We start from the raw sequence: 22336 nt of genomic DNA, 5'->3' as shown, positions 1-22336 counted from the left end.
TCAGAAACGGCTATTTTTCAGATGAACCCGATAATCACGCAACTTAATTAGCTGTATGTTTATAAGTTGTTTAAGTAAGCTCAGTAGATTCGATGTGGTAAAAAAGCACTACCCAGTTTGTGTGTTCGGTGGTAGGGTATGGGGGATTATATTTTGTGGGGACTGGTTGGAAATTGAATCGTGGGGATATAGCAGGAGCTGCGTCATGGAAGGTAAAGAGATTGCTGAAAGCATGTTGGATGCATTGATTCCTCTTGCGGAGGAACAGTTAGTTGAGCATGGTGAGTTTTACCCATTTGGCGGGATTGTGAATGGTGAAGGAGAGATCCTCGCGATTTTGGGTGAAGATGATGAAAGCGAAGTCGATTCGCATGACATGATTGAACATCTGAAGCGTGAGTTTCAATCGCAGGCTGTGGAAGGCGAGATCAACGCGTGTTGCGTGCTGTATGAGGCATCGGTTGAAGATCCAGATACGGAAGAACTGACGGATGCGATTGTGGCAGATGTGGATGTCACAGGCGGATACACGATCAAGGTTTGTCAGATGTATGAACTGAAAGATGGTGAGTGTGAGCTTGGCAATTTGTTTGCGATGGAAGGTGAGGGGGAAATCTTTAAGGGGTGATTTAGATTGAAAGTTAAAGAAAGAGGACGCGCTGGCTTATTGCTAGCGCGTCTTTATTTTTTGCAATTTTAATAAGGACTTAATCAGATGATAGGTGTATCGTTGCGGGTTGAGATTTTCTGTGGCGGAGGAAGAGTAGGGGGGTGAGCGATAAGAGGGTCATTGCAGCAGCGGAAGGTGTGGGAGCGGCAATCGTATCATTGGCGGGCGCATCGGGTGTAACCGTGATATCGAGTGTGTTGAAGTAGACATCGAATTGATCTTGCAGGCCTTCGCCGTTGTTGGCGCTGATTTGCGCGAAGAGCCTAATGGGGTCAGAATCAGTATTGAGTTGTGGGATATCAAGGCTGCTGCTTGCGTTGGCGAAGGTTTCTCCATCGTAATAGAAGCTGAAGCCGATGCGTGTGGGGTCGAGTGAGCCTTCAACGTATGCGTTATTGATTAAGGCTTGCCATTGGTCGGCATTTTGGCCCGCGTAGGAGAGGTTGTTGCGTGTGCCAATATGATTCGTCGTGTTGTTGGGATCAACGAATTCATGAACGGAATCGTCGACGGTCAGTGAAAATGAGGAGATCGCGTTGGAGGCGTAGCCTTGAGTGGAATTGCCGCCGGAATTGGTTGCGTTATTCAGGTTGTAAACGAGTTGGTATGTGACTTCGTCACCGACATTGAGGCCATAACCGTCGAGCAGACCGTCGTTGATGTAGACGCCTGCGACGTTGGCGGTACCTGTGATGGTCACCGTATCTGCAGTCGCATAGCTAAGTGGATAGAGAGCAACAGGTAAGGATAGAACTGCAATGGTACGTTTATTCATAGGTAAATAATCCTCAATCGTGTGTTTAAATATGGTGCATTGGTGGAGGTTACAATGCTGAACCAATACTGAAATAGGTTGATAGATTGGAAGTTTAAAAAAAGGTTAAGACGTTTGTGCTTGCGTTATTAATGGAAGACGAATAGTAGAGATGATTTGTTGTGATTCAATTGAGGGGTTATATGAGAAAGCTTTGGATATACCTGAATGTGAAGTGATGGATATAGGGATAGCGAGAGCGGAATGCGAAGGAAAGGAAGAATCGGACAATAGATGTGATGATTGACTATAGAGTCAGGATTCGGGTTGATTGAATTTGCTGGCGAGATTGTTGATGAGGTTGGGGTTGGCTTCGGTGTGTGTGATGGAGCGAATGATGTTGTAGGTGTGGATGTGGGATGTTTCGATGAAGACGAGGAATTGAGTTTGCGTGCCAGCGGTGGCGGTGCCTGCGACGTAGAGGTTTGGGATATTGGTCATCATGGTATCGGGATTGAATTTGGGTTGGCGGTTGATACCGTGGAGTTGGACGCCGAGCTGCTTGAAGAGGGACGTGTCTTGCAGATAGCCGGTGAGGAGTAGAACGAAGTCGTGTGGGATATCAATGAGTTTGCTGTGATCGGTGTCGAGTGTGGGGGAGGTAGTAGAGATTGTTGTATCGGAATCGGGGGAGGAAGCTGGAGCGAGGGTGGTGTGTGAAAGGGCGATACGGATGGGTGCGGTGTTGGGGAGGAAGGTGATGTCGTGGGACTTGATGAGAGATTTGATTTCGGGATAGAGCCAATACTTGATGATGGATTTATCGAATTTGGGGCGGCGGTATGAGAGGGTGACGTTGGCGCCAGCGCGTTGGCAGCGGATGGCGGCTTCGACAGCAGAGTTGCGTCCGCCGATGATGAGAAGATTTTGGCGGAAGTAGGTGTGGGGTTCATCGAAGTAGTGCGAGACATTGGGGAGGTCTTCGCCGGGGATGTTTAGTTTTTGCGGGGCGTGCATGTCGCCGATGGCGAGGATGAGGTTTTCGCAGGTGTAGGTGTGCGTTTGGGCGTGTTTTTGAGTTTTGATGGTGAAGATATGGGTGTTGGGATCACGAGTGGCGGCGATGACGGGTTCGTGGGTGTTGATGGGGAGGTCGAAGTGCTCGACGATTGAGCGGAGGTAGGCGAGATATTGTTCGCGGGAGGCTTTTTCCTGATTTTCAGTATGAAGGGGGATGCCTGCGATAGCGATGCGTTCGGGTGAGGAGAAGAAGCGGACGTTGCGTGGGTACCAGGAGATGGTTTGGCCGACTTGTCCGGCGTCGAGGTGGAGGTAGTCGACGGCTTTGTCTTTGAGATTGACAGCAAGCTCGAGGCCGATGGGGCCTGCGCCGACGAGGATGGTGTTGTGATGCTGTGGTGTGGTCATGATAGATATTTTAGAGTCATACAAGTGAATGTTCACGGATTATATGTGAGTGGGTGGTATGAAAAGGGGCGCTCACATAGGAGCGCCCGTGGGGTGGGGGATGTCTATTTAGTGGTTAGGTAGTTTGAGGATTAGAGGTTGTGAGATTCGATGAACCAGAGCCACTTGTCGATGCCGCCGGTGATGTTGGTGAGCATGTCAGCGGTGACGGGGTCGCCGAATTCATCGGTGTCGTCGATGCCTTGACGGGCGTTATCTGAAAATTGAGCGAGGGCTTTTGAGACAGCATCAACGTGATCGTGTCCGGTCGTGATTGATTCGGGATAGGTTGGGAGGCGAGATGAGCGTGATGCGTGTTGTAGTGTGCCGTGGACTTGGCCGCCGAGCTGGGCGATACGCTCAGCGATTTCGTCGATGTATTCGGTGATATCGTCAGCGACATCGTCGAATAGTTTGTGCAGGGCGATGAAGTTTTCACCCTTGACGTTCCAGTGTGCTTCCTTGACTTGGAAGTAGAGATCAGAGGTGTCGGCGAGGAGGTGTGAGAGAATGGGGATGACCTGATCACGGATTTCGTGATTGAGAGGCTGACGTGTTTTGTGTGTCGCTTTGTAAATATTTGTTTTTGTGTTGGTAACCATGATACTGATTCCTTGTGTTGTTCTTTATGTGTTGGGTTTATCAAATCGAATCAGGTTTTGCAGTGTCCTGAATCGCAGTCGTTGTTATCGTTGTTAGGTTTGATGTGGAGGCGGCCTGTGAGGCGGAGGCGGTTATGTGCGAACCAGTTGTAGGCTCGGTCGGAGGCTTGGCGTGCGAGTGGGAGACGGGTCCAGCTGACAAGAAAGCCGAGGCCGAGTGAGGCGTAGATGCGGCGGAAAACTTCCATGCCTGTGATACAGGAACCGTCTGGGAGGAAAGCGTGGATGCGACCGTTGAGTTGGTCGAAAGTGCGGCCGTAGTGTGCAGGTGTGAAATTGGGGGCTGCGATATCGACCGTAGTGATGCGGTTGTGCTTGTCTTTGCGTTTGATGAAGTTGATCTCACGTTTGCAAAGCGGGCATTTGCCGTCGTAGAGGACTGTGATGTCGGGGTGTAGTGCCATAATGCTGCCTTGGGTGGGCTTAGCCTAGGTTCGAATCGTTTATTCCTCTATTATTTAGAATAATTCTAAATAAGTCAAGCCGATTCTGACAAAAAGCTCAATTGGGCAATGTTAGGCATAGAAATGAATGTTGTTTGAGAGGAGATACGTGAGGCGAGATAGGGGTGAATCGGTGGTGAGTGTTGTGAGAAAAGTGTTTAGGAGGCAGCAGAGGGGGTTTCAGGGGCGGTTTGAACGAGGAGGCTGAGTTCGTGGTCGATGAGGTTGGTGAGATGCTGAGCACGTTTGCGTAGGCGTCTGGTGGACCAGTTAGAGATCATGTGCATGCGGCGGCAGAGCAAGAGTGCGGTTTCGAACTCAAGGAGTGATTCTTGGGCGGATTTGAGAATGGCTGAGCTGGATTGGGTGCAGGGTGCGTTGTGGGCTTCGGCGATGCGTGAGGGTAGGGTCATGATATTGCGGCGGATGAGTGCGGATAGGCCGGACTTTTCTTCGACAGGGAAATCGCGTGTGAGGCGGTAAGATTTTTCGACCAGATCCATGGCGAGCTGCCAAAGGCGAAGTTTTTCGTAAGGCTTATGAGTCGTCATAATCAAGACTCCGTGGACCGTCCCCGAGAGAGTTTTAATTGCGTGAGCAAGGTCGTATGGCGAAGTGATGTGAAGCTGCTCAATAGGTTGTATCGGGAGTGGGAACGTGGAAAGGTGGTAGGGTAGATTGCTGAGGAAGATTGCGAGGTGTGGGCGTGGGTGTGATAAAAAAACAGGTGACGCTGTTGAGCATCACCTGGGGGGTTGTTTGTTTGGTTTTTGTCTAACCTGCGATTAGTTGTCGGCAGGTGGTTGGTAACGGATGCCGATGGTTGAGTTGGGGGTCTGCTCGGCTTGTGTGATGGCGAGTTCGTTGCGAGCATTGGGTTGCCATTTGGCGTAGATGGAACGGCTGTTGGTGTCGAAGGTGAGGCTGAAGTTTTCGAGCAGGCGGTGACCGATACGTCCGACGACGATTTTGCTGCTGTGTTGTAGTGCGGGTGAGGATTCGAATGAGACGGGAACGTTTTTCAGTTCAACGCCGAGGAGTTCCATGCGTTTTAGCCATGTGCGAACGTTTTTGACTTTACCGCCAACGCCTGCGGATTGACCGGTGCCAGACATAGGGACGGAAACGATACTTGGATTGCGTTTTAGGTAGCTCATGGGGAGTGTGAGTTCTTGGTCTGCGCCGGAGTCGACGATGAGCCAGATGGTTGTGCCGTCTTCGACTTCAGCTTTGACGAGTGGGAGCCCACGTCTGACAAGTAGCGGATGTCGAGAAGCATCGTTGGGTGGTGTGAACTCGCCGGGATGATAGAAGACAAGCTGCGAGTTGGGGTAGTCGAGTGTGAATGGTGCGGCTTTGAGTGATGAGTATCCGATGACGCCGTTGATGGTGACGCCCATGCTTTTGTTGAATCTGTTGAGGTTGATGGCAGCGAGTTTTTCGCGGTTGAGATCGACGTCGCCGATTTTGACGGAGTCGACGGTGCGGAATGCGAATTTTTCAGGGCCTGCGATGCCCATTGCAGTGCCGCCGCCGTTACGAGGTAGATTTAAGCGGCCGGCAATACCCATGCCAACGGCGTCGATTGCAGCACCGGTATCGAGGAGGAAGAGTCCTGCGTCGCGGCCGTTGAGGTCGGTGGAGACGAAGATGTGTTCGCCATGTGTCCGGAATGGGATGGTAACCTGATCAGGCAGGTGTTCGGGTTTGGCGAGTGTATGTTTGGCTGGTGATGTGGAGCGGGCCGCTTGGGCGCGTTTGGCATATGTTTTGGCTCGGGTGCCATCAGACACGTCGGGGCTGGTTGCGCAGCCAGAGATAATCAGACTGAGCACGGCCAATAAGCCAAGTGTAAAGGTGTAGGTTTTGTTCCGCATCACGCTCTTCATTTGATCCCTCATAACAGAGGAGCTATCGACCATATCGTACCGGCGGTTGAGTGGTAAGCCGAATAGATGTTACAAACCGTGCAGAACGACTTTTATGGGTTGCAATTTTGCAGGTGTTTGAGCGTTTTGTATGCGTTTGTTGAGTGTTTGAAGATATATTGTCGTGATGACGGATCTGATAACTCCATAAAACTGTAGAAGCATAACGTGGGATGCAATGATGGGCTAGTTTGATTTGGGTTAGTTCTGAAACGGGTATGAATTGGTGTACGGATATTGTGTGATAGTGTCGTAATAGGCAATAAAAAAAGCCCGACGTCGATTCGGGCTTTGGGGTTTGTCTGGATGGTGAAGCAGGGGTGTTATTCCCACTCGATGGTGGCAGGAGGTTTGGAGGAGATGTCGTAGCATACGCGGTTGATGCCGGGGACTTCGTTGATGATGCGGTTGCTGATGGTAGCGAGGACTTCGTAGGGGATGCGAGCCCAGTCAGCGGTCATGAAATCTTGCGTTTCCACCGCACGGATTGCGATGACCTGCTCATGTGTGCGGCCATCACCCATGACGCCAACAGCTTTGACGGGGAGGATGACAGCAAATACTTGTGATGTTTTGCGGTAAAGATTATTGGCAACAATCTCTTCGAGAAGAATTTCGTCCGCATCGCGGAGGATGTCTAACTGTGATTCGGTTACTTCACCCAGGCAGCGGACGGCGAGGCCGGGGCCGGGGAATGGGTGACGCCAGACCATTTCTTCGGTGAGGCCGAGGACTTGGCCGAGTTGGCGGACTTCATCTTTGAAGAGTGCTCGGAGTGGTTCGATGAGCTTGAAGCCGAGTTCAGCGGGGAGGCCGCCGACGTTGTGGTGCAGTTTGATATTGGCGGCTTCGCCGGAGTAACCGTGACCGGATTCGATGACGTCGGGGTAGAGTGTGCCTTGGGCGAGGAATTCGACGCCTTCGATGTCGGCAGATGCTTCTTTGAAAACTTCGATGAAGCGGTGGCCGATGCGTCTGCGTTTTTCTTGCGGTTCAGTGATGCCGGCGAGGTCACCGAGGAATTGTTTGGATGCGTCGACGACACGCAGGTCAATGTTGAAGTGGCCGTTGAACATTTGTTCGACCATATCACGTTCGCCTTTGCGGAGCAGGCCGTTGTCGACGAAGACGCAAGTGAGTTGATCGCCGATGGCTTGAGCGAGCATGGCTGCGACGACGGAGGAGTCGACGCCGCCGGAGAGGCCGCAGATGACACGTTTATCGCCGACAATATCGCGGATACGAGTGGTTTCTGATTTGAGGAAGTCAGCCATGCGCCAGTTGCCGGTGCAGTCGCAGATGTTGTAAAGGAAGTTGTGGAGGATGTCTTTGCCGTGTGGCGTGTGTGTGACTTCCGGGTGGAACTGTACGCCGTAGAAAGGTTTGTCGGCGTGTCTAACCGCTGCATAGGGGCAGGTGGGTGTTGTGGCGAGCGGGATGAATTCTTCTGGGAGTTCAGCGATCTGGTCGCCGTGGCTCATCCATGCGGTGGTGCTTTGAGGGACACCTTTCATGAGTTCAGTTTTGTTGTCAGCTTTGAGCTGCACACGGCCATACTCTCGGGCAGGGGCGTTTTTGACGGTCGCACCGAGAAGCGTTGTACCGATCTGCATGCCGTAGCAGATGCCGAGAACGGGGACGCCGAGATCAAAGAGATCGGGGTCGCAGGTTGGCGCACCATCTTCATAGACAGAAGAAGGGCCGCCGGAGAGGATGATTCCTTTGGGGCGGAGCGCTTTGAGCTGCTCGTGGGTAATATTCGGGCCGACCATGACGGAATAAACACCGGCTTCACGTACGCGGCGAGCGATGAGCTGCACGTACTGGGAGCCGAAGTCGACGATCGGGATGATCTGATCGCGCGCGGCGGCTGGAATGTCTTCAAGTATCGCCTGGAACGTATCGGTCTGGTTTTCGCTCATTTTGACAACCCGTTTTTCAATGACAGGCCCGGTAGGGCATTGGGCATGTAGCCTGGATTGGAAAAGGAAAATTGTAGCAGAAATAGCAGCCTCAGGCATCTTGGCGGCTTTAAAGACTCGATTCATAGCCGCACAGGAGGATATTCGGCATTTCCATCTGCCCCCGTTATCATGTGTCAAACGCTGAGAATCCCTGCCTGACGGCAGTAATGTGACACAGGAAGGCTCATCCCATGCAACCTGCCATCGTTGACCTTGTTCTTCCCCATACCCGATATCAGATCGTCATCGCGCCAGGCTTGTTGAGTGAGCTGGGGGAGCGCGTGATGCAATTGGCCAAGCACGATCTTGCGGCCTGCATCATTGACGAAAATGTTCAAGAGACGTGGGGCAAGAAGGCGGTCGAGTCCATGGCTGGGGCTGGCTATGAGATGACCTCGCCAGTGATGTTGGTGGGTGAGGAATACAAGAATTTAGAAACATTTAGCAAGCTGCACTCGGCATTGCTTGATGCAAAGCTCGAACGCAAAAGCCCGGTTGTCGCGGTCGGTGGTGGTATCACCGGTGATGTGACGGGATTTGTGGCGAGTTCGTATCTGCGCGGTGTTCCATTCGTGCAATGTCCGACGACGTTGCTTGCGATGGTTGATGCATCGGTGGGCGGTAAGACAGGCGTGAACATGCCGCAGGGCAAAAATCTTGTTGGCGCTTTCCATCAGCCGCACCTTGTTCTGATCGATACTGAAACGCTCAGCACACTTCCAGAGCGTGAGTTGCTTTGCGGTCTGGCAGAGTGTGTTAAGCACGGGGTGATTCGTGATCCCGAACTGTTCCAATGGCTTCACGACAATGCAGACAAAATTAAATCGCTAGATAAAAACACGATGGTCGAACTTGTTCGATGGAATGTGCAGATCAAAGCGACTGTTGTGATGAACGATGAAAAAGAAGCTGGTGAGCGTGCTCACCTCAATTTTGGGCACACCTTTGCTCATGCGATTGAAGCGTCAACCGGCTACAACACCTTCAAGCATGGTGAAGCGGTCGCACTTGGTATGGTTGCTGCGACTCAGCTTGCGGTGGATGCAGGGCGTTGCGATGGAGACGTTCTTTCTCGCTTGATCGAATTGCAAAAGGCCCTTGGTTTGCCATGCGAAGCAAAGCTGCCTGATGCTGAAAAACTGATCGAAGTCATGCGGCACGACAAAAAAGTGGCTGATGGCAAGATCCGGCTTGTTTTGCCTGACAGAATTGGGGCGGTGTCGATTGTTGATGATACGCCAGACGTAGCGATTGTTGCTGCATGGAACGCGATTACTGTGAACGACTAATCAATCATTAGCCTGCTGAATACGGAGTGAGAAATGCAGATCCGGCTTGAGACAACCAAAGATGAAGCTGAAATCTTTATGCTCAATCAGGCTGCTTTTAGTAGTACTTCCGAGTCACTGTTGATCAACCGCTTGCGTCAGAAGCATAAGCTGAGTATTTCACTGGTTGTTGAAGTTGGCGGACGTGTTGTTGGCCACATCGCTTTCTCGCCCGTCACCATTATCCGCGGCAAGCAAACACTCGCACACGGCATCGGTCTCGCACCTGTCGCTGTCCTGCCTGATCTGCAAAAGCAAGGTATTGGCAGCGCTCTGATCTATGAAGGCATTCGTATTTGTACAGAAAAAAAAGCGGGCTTCATCGTCGTGCTCGGTGATCCCAATTACTACAATCGGTTCGGCTTCATGCCTGCTTCCAAGTATCGTTTGTCCGACACCTTCGGTGGCGGTGATGCTTTTCAAATCCTGACATTAGATCCCGCGACACTTCCCGATCTGGGCGGTACGGTTCACTACGTGTCCGAATTCGATGACCTGTAAATGAGTTTGATGCAATATATAAAAAAACACACGTTTAACGTGCGCTTTTTTCTTTATTCAGTTCTGATGTATATCAGTGAACCAGGCGAATGCAGATCGGGTATCGGTATTTGATCCCATCGTTAGCTTTCACGGTGCCGATGATAAAGAACACCAAGCCTCCGATTGCCACAATTGGCGGCAAGAAAAAGAGAATGCCAAAACTAACAATGGCGGCAATCACGCTCACGACCCACCCAATCATCATCGTAATCCCAAAGTTCAAAGCTTCTTTGCCTTGATCGTTGATATACGCCGATTCGTCTTTCTTGATCAGCCAGATGATCAGTGGCCCTAAGAACCACGTAAAAACACCGAGTAGGTGGCAAAGCATACCCATGGTTTTTTCATCAGCGGTCAGCTCAGATTTGTTCTCTTCAGACCCTGCTGGTGAGTTTTCTTCTTGAGGCTCATTTGATTGATTTTCTTCAGTCATTCTTAAGTATCCCTTCGTGCTCCCGGTTTGAAATATCGTTTCAACTCGGTCGACGTCTAAAATAAACGTGCATACACCCATCACAGATTGTAGCTCTGTGTGTTGAAAATGTGAATTATTTATGTCTGTCTACTGATCTGTCGAGTTCAATACTACTGTCAGCCTGTCTAAAACCCGATGATGGCGGTTCAGCAATCCGCATGGCTGGTTTGGTTATTTGGCCTCCAATTTAACCATGCAACTATAGGGATAATACGTTACGATGAGTCACATGCGAATCAGGCAAATTCGAAGAACTGACCTCTCGACACGCATCGAAATGACCCCCATGATCGATGTGATTTTTCTATTGCTTACGTTCTTCATCTACACACTCGTTGTTCGTGTTGAGTTCCTCCCTGTTAAGCTGGCCGGCGTCAATACCGGACAGAAACTCAACGATGTAAAGGTTGTCGCCATTACGATCGACAGGGCAGGGCAGTACTACATCAACCAGCAACCAATCACCAACGAGCTATTCAAATTAAAACTCAGCGAAGTCGGCCAACTCGAGGAACAACCCCTTGTCGTTGTCGCAATGGAAGTCGAGGGTGATACTCAGATCGACGCGAGCAATATCACCGCAGTCGACCGTGGCCCGCTCATTCTTAATCTTGTTCAGAAACTACAAAACGCAGGCGTCAAAGATTTCCGCTTCGCTGGCCCGCCCGAATAAACCGACCATCACCACACCATGCAGGAACGCGATCCCAATTTTCCCCTCGCTTTAGGCCTCATCTGGGCGCTGCTTATTCATGCGCTGCTCTGGCCCGTGATTATTCAAGGCCTACGTGCTGCATCTCTCAAACCGCTTGATGAACTCGCTGAAGTCGTACCGCTTGAAGATCAGGAAAAAGAGAAGCCCGACAACGAAGTGTATGTTGGCGAAGAAGGTCTGGACATTACCTCCGTCGCTTGGATCCCCTACGAAGATTTTAAAGAACTCATCGCTCCTAAAACGATCACCGAACAACCCGCTGTCCAAACCAAGGTGACACCCGTTCCCGGCGCCCCCATGATCATCGACGCCACCGAACCCGCGCCAAATAGCCAATCTGAGACGATCCAACCGATCGAGATGGTTGAGCAGGATCAGCAGGATCAGGAAGAGGCAACCGCAGCCAAGCAGCCCTACAACATACCCATCAGCGATACACCAGAAGTGCAGATCGCTATGGTCACACCATCCGATCAAGCCGCCGAAGGCGATGCCGAGAAAGATTCGCCCGACACCACAAATGCTGTCCAAACGCAAGTCGGTGCGCCAAACTCAAAAGCCCGTCCTACCAGCTCACCAAAGGGTGAGATGGAATCGCCTCCCACCGCACTTGTCGCTCGAAATCTCAGAATTCAGCCCGGAGCCGTCTTTGCTTACGGCGACGTCAAGGTGATAACCAAACTCCCTCGTTTCAGTGTCGCAGCCATCCTCACCACACTCCGCTCGGCACGTAACCCCGTGGCAATCATCGAATTCAATCCCAAAGGTGAAGTCGTTCGCGTCAAAGTCACCTCCAAAGCTGGTTTTGCCAATGTTGACGGCCCCGTCCTCTCCAGCCTCTACTCATGGAAAGCATCAGGCCCCGGCCTGAAAAAATACAACACCGTCGTCATGGAAGTGACCATCCTTCTCCGCGGCTAGTTTCCTTCCCATCTTTTCTCCCCACCTAAATCGCATTGTCTAACTCACAGCATTTCACCCATAAACACGGTGTATATAAAGACTCTTAACTCGCCTAATCAACGCATGGACAACCAGCGATCTCCCTGTTACCCTTCCTCCATGCAACGCGAAGAAAACGGCTACATCGTCATCTCTTGTGATTTCTGCGGCACGGATTGGGACGAAGTGATTCCCATGATCGAAGGCCACCACGGCTCAATCATCTGTCTGTCCTGTCTTCAAACAGCACTAGATGCCGCAGCACCAGCCGAAGAAGAATTCGACTGCGCTATGTGTTTGCAAAATAAGCCTGTAGGCACTAAGCATTGGCAACATTCAAATCCCACGTCTTCAGAAGGTCTCAACGAAAACGCTCACATTTGTTGGGATGATATTCGTCAGGCCGCCAAGGCATTCCACAAAGACAAAGACATCGATTTTAAATGGGACCCCGCCAAATATCCTCCCATAAAGAGCTAAACCAGCTCGATTTTACGCATAGCAACGAAAGGATCTGGATAGAAGACGCACTAAGCTGCGAGCTGTAACGCTTCCTTCAACGCAAGCGACGCTTTGTATCGCTCATTGATTGCCACTGCATCCTCAATTGCTCGCATTGCCTTCACTTTTTCACCTAACCAACGGTTAGCTGAGGCGTAATGAAAATGCACATCCGCCCGCATTGGGTACTCTGACCGAGCTCGTCCAAGTGTATTACATGCATCGGCCACCAAGTCGCCAAGTATTGATTTTGAATGCGATATTGATTGACCGATTTGACTAGCTCGGTGAGCCGTCGCATAGGCCCACAATTCCGCCAACAGCTTACGCCGTGTTGATTGGCTCGCACACTTCATGAGTCTTTTTTGAGCCTTTTTCGCTAACCTATTTCGCCCCGTGACAAATCCGCACACAGTCAATCCTGCCCATGCCTCTTTTGATTTGAGATTGTATCGCGTTAACTCAAACCAGGCTTGCGCCGCTTCTTTCATTTGCCCTGACTCCAGCAAGGCCTTGCCCAGCAAATTCAATCCACGCATCGCAATATCAGCTTCCCCGCAATTGACAGCATGGCGAAACCGCTCACAAGCTAATTCCAAATCACCCACAGCTGCCGCAATCTCACCCGCTTCCAGCCAAATCGCCCCATCATCCTGCCATGAGAGCAACATCGCCCCATAGATATATTCAGCGTCAGCATGGGCGCCACGCTTCGCATGTAGTCTCGCCGCCTCAATTGCGTCTTCTTTTCGCACATCAAAACTCATCCAATGTACATTCATGCCGCTACCCCTTCGTGTGTTTCTGTCGCCGATGCATTGTCACGCAGTTTCTCTGCCAATCGATTGCCCGGATCATTCTTGAGCCATTCATCTATTGCACGATTAGCATCATGAATATACCCATCTGCAAACTGCCTTCGTATCAGAGCCGACCGTACATCTGGGTACGCAGGATGCGCCTCGGCTACCACTTCCAATTTTTCTCGCGCGATATTAGTCGCAATAGGTTCCCCAGTTTGCGATAGTAGAATCGCCATCGCCGCATGATACGGATCAATTGACAGCCCGGCTTCCGCCCACTTTCTGACGTCCTCATGATCCCCCATCAGCATCGCGAGCTCAGCCAGCGACCAGCACGCAATTACTTTCGCTTGATCATTCACAATCCCATCCACCACGCGCAATAACCCTTTACGAAGCAGCAGCGCCGACTTCACTTTCATTTCATGCTTGAGCGCATATACAAGACTCCACACCATTCCCGCATCATTCGCAAACTGAACCCGTAATTCATTGGCCAACTGTTCCGCTTCATGCTCATGCACCATCCCCAACGTTTCAGCGCCCGGCACTTCCATTAACTTCAACCACTGAAGCACCTCCGCACGATCACCCCATGTGTCATATATCGCTTGCCCCAATTTTCTCGCTGCCGCCATCAAATCACATGACATCAGCAAACTAATCAATAACTGTAGTGATGTTGAATCACACTGGGCGGCACCTTTCTCATGTACATGCCTGAATAAGCCTCTCGCCGCCTTAATTTCACCTCGCTTTGCCCACATCGCTCCCAAAAGTACTCTGGCCTCGATCGGGCAATCCACATCTCGCAGCCAACTGAATAACTCCAATTCCGCGCGTGCAGCACCACCGCTTCGGCAATCCTCGCCAATGCGGCTCAGCCGCTCTTCATGTGTTTTTTTGCGAACCTTCAAAATCGCAACCTCTCATTCACCTCGTCCAATAAATAGAACGTCCTCGTCAAATGAATCGGTTGTATCGATTATTCGGTTTAGGTAAACCCCAGACTTTTTGATAAAAACATCAAATCACCCCGCACCATTGCGCATCACCAGATAATCCCGGTGGATCACCTCCGCATATGTCACCCGACCCAGTATTTTCTCAAACTGATCCGATCGTTTACCTGCGATGAGCTTCAAATCTTCATGGTCAAAGTTCGTCAGACCACGTGCGATTTCATCGCCGCCTTCTGTTTTAATCGCAAGTATATCACCCTTCTCAAATCGGCCACTCACCTTGACAATCCCTGATGCCAGCAATGATTTCTTACGCACGATCAGTGCGTTCGCTGCCCCCTCATCCACCACCAGCGTCCCCGCAGGCCGTTTGGTCAAGGCGATCCATCGCTGTTTTGAGGCTAACTTGCGCTTAGCAGGCAAGAGTACCGTTCCCAATTTTTCACCATCCATCAGCCGCAATAAAATACTTTTCTCTCGCCCCGATGCAATTACCGCCACATCCCCCGCATCAGTCACCAGCCTCGCTGCTTCCAGCTTGGAACCCATCCCGCCTGAGCCCCATGATGTCTTTTCATCATCATTCGTCAGATTCATGAACTTGTCCACATCGTCTACCAAATCAATCACCTGCATCTGTTCGTCAAGCAACCCATCCACCGACGTTAGCAGCACCACCGCCTGCGCCCGTAGCGCATTACACGTTAACGCCGCCAACATATCATTATCGCCAAACCGCAATTCATCCACCGACACCGTATCATTCTCATTCAGGATCGGCAGCGTCCCGTACTCATGCAGTTTACGAATGCAGTTGCGAATATTCAGGTACCGTGTGCGGTCATCAAAATCTGTCCGCGTTAACAAGATCTGAGCCACTGAAATGCCATGCTTCTCAAATGCTTTATGCATCAGATCCATTAGCCGTCTTTGTCCGATCGCTGCCGCTGCCTGAAGCCCCGCTACATCACTTGGCCGCTCCGTCATTTCCAATTCCACACACCCAGCACCCACCGCACCACTTGAGACCAGCGTTACCTCCACACCCTTCTCCCTCAGGCCCGCGATCTGCTTGGCCAACCCATTAATAAACGCTTTGTTAATCCCACCTCCTTCCGCTTTAGGCAACGTCAGTAACTGCGTACCGATCTTCACGACCACACGCTTCGCGCCACTCAAAACACTCTGTCTTAACTCAGTCGATGGCATTGTAAATCTTTCCGTCTATCACTTCGCTGTACGTTCATCACGCACAAGCCCCAGCAGTAAATCAACATGTCGCCGCGTCGAACCCATCCGGCGCCGTATCACGCCACGTCCCGCCTCCCGCATCGCCTCTCGCTTCCCCTCATCGTCAAGCAGTTCCGTCAATGCACTCTTTAGCCCCGTCTCATCTGTTATTTTTATCCCCCCATCATTCACAAACGCGTCAACCGCATCCGCAAAATTATAGTAACTCTCACCCATCACCGTTGCTTTCCCAAGCGCAATCGGCTCAATCAAATCCGATCCGCCTAACCCATTAAAACTCCTCCCAACCACGACCACATCCGCCAAAGCATAAGCTTTCCGCAATTCACCCATCGTGTCTAATAGGTAGATAGATGGATTAGCATGCTTCTCGCCTTTGCGAATCCGCGTCATTCTCACAATTCCCCCATCTAGCCCCGCAACTTCATCAAACCGTTCGGGTTTACGAGGCACCAGAATCAGATTGACATCTTGCTCAAGTCCCTTCACCGCCTCGATCAACATCGCCTCTTCGCTTGGCCCTGTCGACCCTGCCACCACTGTTAACTTCCCACGGTCTAGCCCAAATTCTTCTGCCAGCGATTCGCTCCCCTCAACCTCATCTTCAATCTTCGCCGTATCCCACTTCATCGTGTCCAATACCTGGACCACCTCATCCCGCGCCCCCAAACCTTTAAACCGCTCCGCATACGCATCGGTCTGCACCGCCGCCACACTGAGCTTCTCAAACGTTCCCGCAATCAAACCCCTTACTTTCAAATACCGCCCGTATGACCGCTCTGTAAGCCGCCCATTGATGACCGCTACCGGAATCCCCATTTTTTCGCACATCCCCACAAAATTCGGCCAAACCTCCAACTCCATGAGCGCCACCACATCGGGCTTCACCTCACCCAAGAACCGCTTCACCGCAAACGAAAAATCCAAAGGGTATCGCACCACCATCAGCCGTTCCCCGAACAACTTCACTGCCCGCTCAAACCCCGTATTCGTCGTCGTCGCTAACACAACCCGCGCTCCATCCTTCTCCAAGGAATCCACCAGTGTTCGCGTCGCCATCACCTCACCCACCGACACAGCATGAATCAGCACCGTGGGCTTCTCCCCCGCCACGTCCTCTGTATTCATCTCAGGCACACGACCCAGCAGTTTACCTGCCCAGTCCGTCCGCCACTTCCCCGTCTTCAGCATCGCCGTGCCCCAAATCGGAGCCGACAGCAGCCCTCCAACCCCATATGCAATGTCACGCAAAATCATCATAAACCTCATTTTACGTGTTTTATCCCGTCTAAGACAGCAGCCAAATTTTCCCCCGATTGCAAGCCCAATCCAAGCTAATCCGCATTCGGATTCTTACGCGTCTATCGCAATTCCCCAATAGTCATCAATATTTTCTGGTTTTCCACGTCAAATCGTATGCAAGTCATACGATTGACTTGTCGTTGAGGTTTGTTAAATTGAGAATGAATCGCAAGTGCAATAATTTGTGGCGCTGTGCGTTCATTCCTACAGAGCCTTCTTTCTGAATGTGGCAGCAGCCTGTGTTGTCCCCTTCGAACCGTATGGCTTCCGTACGATCACAACATAAACGACCATCACACACAAACGCCTAATGGGAGATCCGTCATGATCCATCGCTTGTGCCGCAAGAATCATGCTTTCACGCTAATCGAATTGCTAGTTGTTATTTCAATCATTGCATTGCTTATTGGCATTCTTCTGCCTGCTCTCGGTGCTGCCCGAAAAACCGCACTCTCCGCCGCATGTGGCTCCAACCTCCGCCAGATGGGCATCTCATGGGCCGTTTATGTTGCCGAATATAACGACTGGGTGATGCCTGGCTATGATTACGTCAATCTCAACACGCCCGGCGGTTGGCGTTACTGGTGGGGCGAACAAATCCCCGGCTCAAACGACACCGAACCCAATTCCAGTTTTTTCAAAGACTATCTTCAAGATGGCACCGTTCAATCCTGTCCTTCATGGAACGATGAGGACCCCACCCAAGGCACGCGCGCGGGCTCCAATAAAACAGGTTACGGCTACAACCACTACTACATGGGTGCGTTTCATCCCACGGCAGCTTTCTACGAAGGTGACCCACCTATCGTTTATCCATTGATTAAAGCTTCAATGATCAAAAATGCGACAGAAACCGTCCTCTTTGGTGATGCCGCAGAGCCGAACGTTTCGGGTGGTAATCTTCAATTAGCCACCGCGGGTTTCCTTCAGTCTCCCAACTATCTTGGTTCAGGCGCACCTGCGCTTCACGGCCGCCACTCAAAAAACGGTAACACGAGTTGGGCTGATGGCCACGTCGAATCCTATACACCAAAAATCATACGTAGTTCTTACTCATACAACGGCATCTCCGTGACCGCAGATCAACTGGAAGATTTGAATCTCGGCGACATCGATGGTGATGACGATCCAACCACTGACGACCTCTTTGATCTTGAATAGGCTCGTGACGCTTCACCGATTCTTTCAAGCCCACGACCGTCGGCCATGCGGTGTCTCGCAGCCTATCCCCAGCTACCAAATCATTCCAAGATCACGTATTTTCGAGCGGATCACCCCATGAAACCTAAAAGATCTATCAAACGATTCCTCAGAAGCAGCGTGTACTACATACACCTGCTTCTTGGCCTTTCCGTCGGCCTCTACCTCCTCGTCATGGGACTCACCGGCTCCATTCTCGTATTCCACGAGCAAATCAACGAGACCCTCACCCCTCAATTTCACGAGCTCGACCTCACCCCGCAACAGCTCTCTCAAATCGACAACACGCAAGGCATCGAACGCGTTCACCAGATAGGCACCGATCTCTACCCCGACCGTGACATCGCACGCATCTATCTCTCCAAAGATGCCCATGTTTACGTCATGTATATCAACCGCCCCGACAACACCGACAACCTTGGCTGGGGTGATCAGATACGTGAAGTTGCCGTCCACCCAATCACCTACCAAGTACTCGGTGACCGTCCCTACTACGGTACATTTTTCAATTTTATCTACGCCGTACACATGCACTGGCTCGCCAAGATTCCTGGATGGTTCTTCAACGGTTTTGCATCCATCTTCGCGATCCTCCTACTCGCCTCAGGCCTCTGGCTTTGGTGGCCCGGACTCAAACCCAAGCTTTTCAAACAACGATTTAAAATCAATCTCCAATCGATTCGTCGATTAGCCTGGGACATACACGGCCTCCTCGGCGCCACATCACTCATCTTCCTCATCGTCACCACCATCACAGGCTCATACATCATCTTTAAACCCATCGTTGATGCCATCATCCCGCAACCGCAAACCGTAGCAGCCGAGGTCGATCTGAATGCGCCTATCCAACCGTTAGGCCAAATGCTCACCACTGCACAACAGCAACGTGATGACATTGAAATCTACGGCGCACTCTTCCTGAAAGCACCTGTCGATAAACCACAGCGTGTCAATTTCGTCGGCCGACCCACGGATGAATCCGTCCCCGGCCGATACACCATCACACTCGCCCGGCAGGGCGGCGTCATCATGCGCATCTCCGACCGAACCGGCAGCAATCAACCCCTCGGCTCCGTCCTCATGGACTGGTCAACCTGGCTCCACTTCGGCACATGGGCCGGCCCGTTCTCCCAAGCGTTCTACGTCCTGCTCGGCTTCGTTCCCAGCGTCCTCTTCATCTCAGGTCTCTACCTCTACCTCAAAAAGCGGCAATCCCGCCGCAAATTCAAACTCGCCCGGAAGCAGCAAGAAGCTAGCCTCGAGTCCGCCGCCTCCTGATAGCAAACCACGCTCACCACATCTCATGCAACAATTTTCCCATTCACCCGCTGGATCGTACAATTAGGCCATGAATCAGGACAAGAACACCTATTACGTCACCACACCCATCTACTACGTCAATGGCGAGCCGCATATCGGGCACGTCTACTCAACGCTGATTGCCGACGTTATGGCCCGTTACAACCGCCTACTCGGGAAAGATACCTTCTTCCTCACCGGCACCGACGAACACGCAACCAAAGTCGTCGATACTGCTGCAGAGCAAGGATTTACAACACAGCAATGGGCCGACAAGAACGCCGATGCGTTCAAGGCAACCTTTAATCGACTTGGCATGTCCAACGATGATTTCATTCGCACCAGCGAAGATCGCCATAAAATCAAAGTCACCAAATACGTCAAGCAACTGCTCGACTCGGGTGATGTCTATCTCGGCGAGTACGAAGGCTGGTACGACGCGGGACAGGAAGAATATGTTCCTGAAAACAAAGCCAAAGAATACGACTTCAAATCCCCGGTCAATGGCAAACCGCTGGTTCGCAAAACCGAAGAAAATTACTTCTTCAAGCTGAGCAAGTATCAGGGCGAGCTTCTGAAACTTCTTGAAAGTGGCGAAGTAGTCAATGGTTATGAATTTGATGTGCAGCCGGCAGCGCGTAAGAACGAGATTGTCGCTCGCATCAAGGACGGCCTGCACGACGTCCCTATGACCCGTACCGGCATGACCGATTGGGGGATCACAATCCCCGGCGATGAAGAGCACACGATCTATGTCTGGGTCGATGCGCTGTTTAACTATTTGTCTGCTGTGGATACGGATGAGCGGGCAAAATATTGGCCGGCGGACGTTCACATCATGGCAAAGGATATCCTTTGGTTCCATGCCGCGATTTGGCCGGCGCTCATGATGGCACTCGAAAAGCCTTTGCCGAAGGTGGTTTACGCTCACAGCTTCTTCATCAGTGAAGGCCAAAAGATGAGTAAGTCACTTGGTAACTTCATCGATCTGAAGAAAATCGATCACTATGTCGATACCTTTGGCTTGGATGCGCTTCGCTGGTTCCTCGCAACGAAGGGGCCGATTGGGGCGACCGATTCCGACTTCTCTGAAGCACGCTTTATTGAGGCATATAACAGCGATTTGGCAAACACGTTTGGGAACTGCGGCTCACGTATCTCGAACATGATCGGTAAATACTTCGATGGGAAATGTCCGGAGCATGGCCCACACGTACCGTTGTCAGAGGAATATAACGATATTGCTGAACAATGTTTAGGTAAATACAAGGCAGCGATGGATAGCTTGCATATCGAGAAGGCGGCGGGTGCGGCGCTGGAAATCGTGCGGGCGATCGACAACTACATCGAGCGAACAGCACCTTTTAAGTTGGCGAAGGATCCAGAGAAGATGCCTGAAGTGGGAACGATTTTGTACAACTGTACTGAGGCATTACGCGTCGCATCGGTGCTACTCTGGCCGTTGATCCCGAATAAGGTTGAAGTGTTCTGGGGCCGCATTGGTTTTGCGGATTACGGCAAAGCTTTGGCTGACAATGGGATAGGCAAGTTGGATCAGTGGGCGATGTGGGGTCACCTGCAGCCGGGCACGGAGATCCAGAAGGGTGATCCACTGTTCATGCGATATCAGGTTCCCCGGAAGTAAATCAGGGTCTAGGGGCTAAGCTCTGGATAGATCGCAAGCGGGGGTTGGGTGTGAAATTGAAAGCTGATGAGCCGCTCCTGATGGGGCGGTTTTTTTGTGATGGTGGTCTGAGGTGATGGTGGGGTTGTGCGCACAAATTGAGTTATGAAGATTTCGTTCACAATTGATGTGCGCACAAAAGTTGTGTGTTATGTGCGGCGGTTGTTGCAAGTGCATACCTAACTTACGGTTAGGTTGTGTGTGTGGAAGTTGTGGAGAAAAGGGGTGTGGATAAAAAAACATGAGTTTTGAGCTGTTTGGGATTGGAAACGATGGGAATTGGCTAAGAAAAGTTGCGAAATGATGAGTTTTGGGAAGTTTGCAAAACGCGCACGCAAAAACACATGTCGATTTGTGCGCGCGTTTTGTATTATTGTTTTACGATTTCGTCTAATCATTGATTAGTTTTGCGTTATTGGGGCGCCTTTTAAAACTCGGTTACACGGGAGCTATGGGGAAGATAGCGATGGTGTGCGCTTCGTATAATCCGGCTACTGGCGGCGACAGGATTGAGGCGAAGGCAAAGCGACCGTATCAGCCCCCTGATAAAGTAGCGTTTTGTTTTGTAGTTTTGTGGGTGCTTCTAATCGTTGGTTAGGTTGGCCGCTATTGAGGTCGCGTCTTATTCCAAAACCCGATTGCGAGGGGGCGATAGGAGGGCGATGGGGTTGTTGTTGGTGCAGGTAACGATGGTGCATGTTTCAAACACCCTGCCACCGGCGGTGGCAGGCTTGGGAGAATCATATCGGATTAAGCGTGATGTGTGTTAGGTTGTAGAAGGAGGAACTGTGGATTTTGTGTAGACGCGGTAGGGGGTGGCTTCAAATGGGTTGTAAGCGTCAGTGTGATGGGTCCAGCCGTACTTTTCGTAAAGGCCGACGTGATCGGTGTAGAGGTAGATGTTGGGGTAGCCGGCGGCGTGGGCGGCGGTGACGGCGCGTTCGGAGAGGAGGTTGCCAAGGGCGCGGCCGCGGTGGGATTCCTCGATGAAAAGGCAGGCCATCCAGGGGTACAGGTCTTGACGTGAGATGAGGTCGTTGGTGAGCAGGGCGGAGCAGCCGATGATGGTTTGATTGGAGGGGGGAGCGTCGTCGAGCATGATGAAGAACTGGGGCAGAGCGGTGGTGGAGGAATGGCGGATGGCGTTTTGGTAGAAATTGAAGTTTGATTCGCCGCCCCATTTGGTGTGGATGTAGTTGATCGCGTCATCGAGTGTGATGTTCGATGAGGGTGCGGGCAGGTCGTGGACGTTGTAGATGGTGGGCATGAGAGGAAATCCGGTGTGTTTGCTTGGGGGATTAAAGAGTCGCGGCTGATTGATTCTACATCTAACTGGAAGTTAGATTCTGGGTGGGATTGAGTAGGTGATTGGATGTTGGTTGTGTTGACACCCCATGACCGGAGGTCATGGGCTTGAGCTTGAGTTGGTGTGATGAAGTACCC

The 22336-nt window shown here is 51.4% G+C and carries 22 protein-coding genes; 9 read left to right on the top strand and 13 right to left on the bottom strand.

What is annotated here, in order from left to right; all coding sequences use genetic code 11:
* Positions 1 to 205: 205 nt before the first annotated feature.
* The gene (locus KS4_RS12955; RefSeq protein WP_145078846.1) at positions 206 to 628 is read left to right on the top strand and encodes a hypothetical protein; all 423 of its coding nucleotides are present in this window, start codon (positions 206 to 208) and stop codon (positions 626 to 628) included.
* A gap of 79 nt (positions 629 to 707) precedes the next feature.
* Here KS4_RS12955 and KS4_RS12950 read toward each other — a convergent pair whose 3' ends face one another.
* The 7 genes from KS4_RS12950 to guaA all read right to left on the bottom strand — a co-directional run bounded on the left by KS4_RS12950 (position 708) and on the right by guaA (position 7846).
* Positions 708 to 1445, bottom strand: a complete 738-nt coding sequence (locus KS4_RS12950) for a hypothetical protein (RefSeq protein WP_145078843.1) — start codon at positions 1443 to 1445, stop codon at positions 708 to 710.
* Between the two features lie 294 nt (positions 1446 to 1739).
* Positions 1740 to 2852, bottom strand: coding sequence for an NAD(P)-binding domain-containing protein (locus KS4_RS12945; protein WP_145078840.1), 1113 nt, complete (start codon positions 2850 to 2852; stop codon positions 1740 to 1742).
* A gap of 131 nt (positions 2853 to 2983) precedes the next feature.
* Positions 2984 to 3493, bottom strand: a complete 510-nt coding sequence (gene dps, locus KS4_RS12940; protein ID WP_145078837.1) for a DNA starvation/stationary phase protection protein Dps — start codon at positions 3491 to 3493, stop codon at positions 2984 to 2986.
* 50 nt (positions 3494 to 3543) lie between these two features.
* Positions 3544 to 3957, bottom strand: coding sequence for a thiol-disulfide oxidoreductase DCC family protein (locus tag KS4_RS12935; protein WP_145078834.1), 414 nt, complete (start codon positions 3955 to 3957; stop codon positions 3544 to 3546).
* A 197-nt stretch (positions 3958 to 4154) separates the two neighbouring features.
* Positions 4155 to 4547 (bottom strand): four helix bundle protein, encoded by a 393-nt coding sequence (locus tag KS4_RS12930; protein ID WP_145078831.1) that lies wholly within the window; start codon positions 4545 to 4547, stop codon positions 4155 to 4157.
* A gap of 234 nt (positions 4548 to 4781) precedes the next feature.
* On the bottom strand, positions 4782 to 5873 hold the full coding sequence (locus tag KS4_RS12925) for an aspartyl protease family protein (protein WP_200761234.1): 1092 nt from the start codon (positions 5871 to 5873) through the stop codon (positions 4782 to 4784).
* A 374-nt stretch (positions 5874 to 6247) separates the two neighbouring features.
* Positions 6248 to 7846, bottom strand: coding sequence for a glutamine-hydrolyzing GMP synthase (gene guaA / locus KS4_RS12920; protein WP_145078826.1), 1599 nt, complete (start codon positions 7844 to 7846; stop codon positions 6248 to 6250).
* A gap of 233 nt (positions 7847 to 8079) precedes the next feature.
* On the opposite strand from guaA, the gene aroB reads away from it, so the two are divergent.
* Entirely contained in the window at positions 8080 to 9177 is a 1098-nt protein-coding gene (aroB, locus tag KS4_RS12915) for a 3-dehydroquinate synthase (RefSeq protein WP_145078823.1), read from the top strand.
* Between the two features lie 33 nt (positions 9178 to 9210).
* A complete protein-coding gene (locus KS4_RS12910; protein WP_145078821.1) occupies positions 9211 to 9717 on the top strand; it encodes a GNAT family N-acetyltransferase in 507 nt (168 codons plus the stop codon).
* A 73-nt stretch (positions 9718 to 9790) separates the two neighbouring features.
* Here KS4_RS12910 and KS4_RS12905 read toward each other — a convergent pair whose 3' ends face one another.
* Entirely contained in the window at positions 9791 to 10192 is a 402-nt protein-coding gene (locus KS4_RS12905; protein WP_145078818.1) for a DUF4870 domain-containing protein, read from the bottom strand.
* A 271-nt stretch (positions 10193 to 10463) separates the two neighbouring features.
* Between KS4_RS12905 and KS4_RS12900 the strand changes: the two genes are divergently transcribed.
* The 3 genes from KS4_RS12900 to KS4_RS12890 all read left to right on the top strand — a co-directional run bounded on the left by KS4_RS12900 (position 10464) and on the right by KS4_RS12890 (position 12371).
* On the top strand, positions 10464 to 10907 hold the full coding sequence (locus KS4_RS12900; RefSeq protein ID WP_200761233.1) for an ExbD/TolR family protein: 444 nt from the start codon (positions 10464 to 10466) through the stop codon (positions 10905 to 10907).
* A gap of 18 nt (positions 10908 to 10925) precedes the next feature.
* The gene (locus tag KS4_RS12895) at positions 10926 to 11870 is read left to right on the top strand and encodes a hypothetical protein (RefSeq protein ID WP_145078812.1); all 945 of its coding nucleotides are present in this window, start codon (positions 10926 to 10928) and stop codon (positions 11868 to 11870) included.
* Positions 11871 to 11975: 105 nt separating this feature from the next.
* Positions 11976 to 12371, top strand: a complete 396-nt coding sequence (locus KS4_RS12890) for a ClpX C4-type zinc finger protein (protein WP_145078809.1) — start codon at positions 11976 to 11978, stop codon at positions 12369 to 12371.
* A 50-nt stretch (positions 12372 to 12421) separates the two neighbouring features.
* Here the strand turns inward: KS4_RS12890 and KS4_RS12885 are convergent, their stop codons facing one another.
* The 4 genes from KS4_RS12885 to KS4_RS12870 all read right to left on the bottom strand — a co-directional run bounded on the left by KS4_RS12885 (position 12422) and on the right by KS4_RS12870 (position 16665).
* The gene (locus tag KS4_RS12885; RefSeq protein ID WP_145078807.1) at positions 12422 to 13174 is read right to left on the bottom strand and encodes a hypothetical protein; all 753 of its coding nucleotides are present in this window, start codon (positions 13172 to 13174) and stop codon (positions 12422 to 12424) included.
* Complete coding sequence (locus tag KS4_RS12880; protein ID WP_145078804.1) at positions 13171 to 14112, bottom strand: tetratricopeptide repeat protein; 942 nt, start codon at positions 14110 to 14112, stop codon at positions 13171 to 13173. The genes KS4_RS12885 and KS4_RS12880 overlap by 4 nt, the downstream gene beginning before the upstream one ends.
* 114 nt (positions 14113 to 14226) lie before the next feature.
* Positions 14227 to 15366 (bottom strand): glutamate 5-kinase, encoded by a 1140-nt coding sequence (gene proB / locus KS4_RS12875; RefSeq protein ID WP_145078801.1) that lies wholly within the window; start codon positions 15364 to 15366, stop codon positions 14227 to 14229.
* An 18-nt stretch (positions 15367 to 15384) separates the two neighbouring features.
* The gene (locus KS4_RS12870) at positions 15385 to 16665 is read right to left on the bottom strand and encodes a 3-deoxy-D-manno-octulosonic acid transferase (protein WP_200761232.1); all 1281 of its coding nucleotides are present in this window, start codon (positions 16663 to 16665) and stop codon (positions 15385 to 15387) included.
* A gap of 369 nt (positions 16666 to 17034) precedes the next feature.
* Between KS4_RS12870 and KS4_RS12865 the strand changes: the two genes are divergently transcribed.
* The 3 genes from KS4_RS12865 to metG all read left to right on the top strand — a co-directional run bounded on the left by KS4_RS12865 (position 17035) and on the right by metG (position 20854).
* Positions 17035 to 17871: a type II secretion system protein gene (locus tag KS4_RS12865; RefSeq protein ID WP_145078795.1), complete on the top strand. Its 837-nt coding sequence runs from the start codon at positions 17035 to 17037 to the stop codon at positions 17869 to 17871.
* A 117-nt stretch (positions 17872 to 17988) separates the two neighbouring features.
* On the top strand, positions 17989 to 19188 hold the full coding sequence (locus KS4_RS12860; protein ID WP_200761231.1) for a PepSY-associated TM helix domain-containing protein: 1200 nt from the start codon (positions 17989 to 17991) through the stop codon (positions 19186 to 19188).
* A gap of 70 nt (positions 19189 to 19258) precedes the next feature.
* The gene (gene metG, locus KS4_RS12855) at positions 19259 to 20854 is read left to right on the top strand and encodes a methionine--tRNA ligase (RefSeq protein WP_145078789.1); all 1596 of its coding nucleotides are present in this window, start codon (positions 19259 to 19261) and stop codon (positions 20852 to 20854) included.
* An 805-nt stretch (positions 20855 to 21659) separates the two neighbouring features.
* On the opposite strand, the gene KS4_RS12850 is transcribed toward metG, so the two are convergent.
* Positions 21660 to 22160, bottom strand: coding sequence for a GNAT family N-acetyltransferase (locus KS4_RS12850; protein WP_145078787.1), 501 nt, complete (start codon positions 22158 to 22160; stop codon positions 21660 to 21662).
* Positions 22161 to 22336 lie beyond the last annotated feature (176 nt).

This window comes from Poriferisphaera corsica (assembly GCF_007747445.1).
Taxonomy (GTDB): Bacteria; Planctomycetota; Phycisphaerae; order Phycisphaerales; family Phycisphaeraceae; genus Poriferisphaera; species Poriferisphaera corsica.
This window is presented reverse-complemented; position numbering and strand designations above follow the sequence as displayed.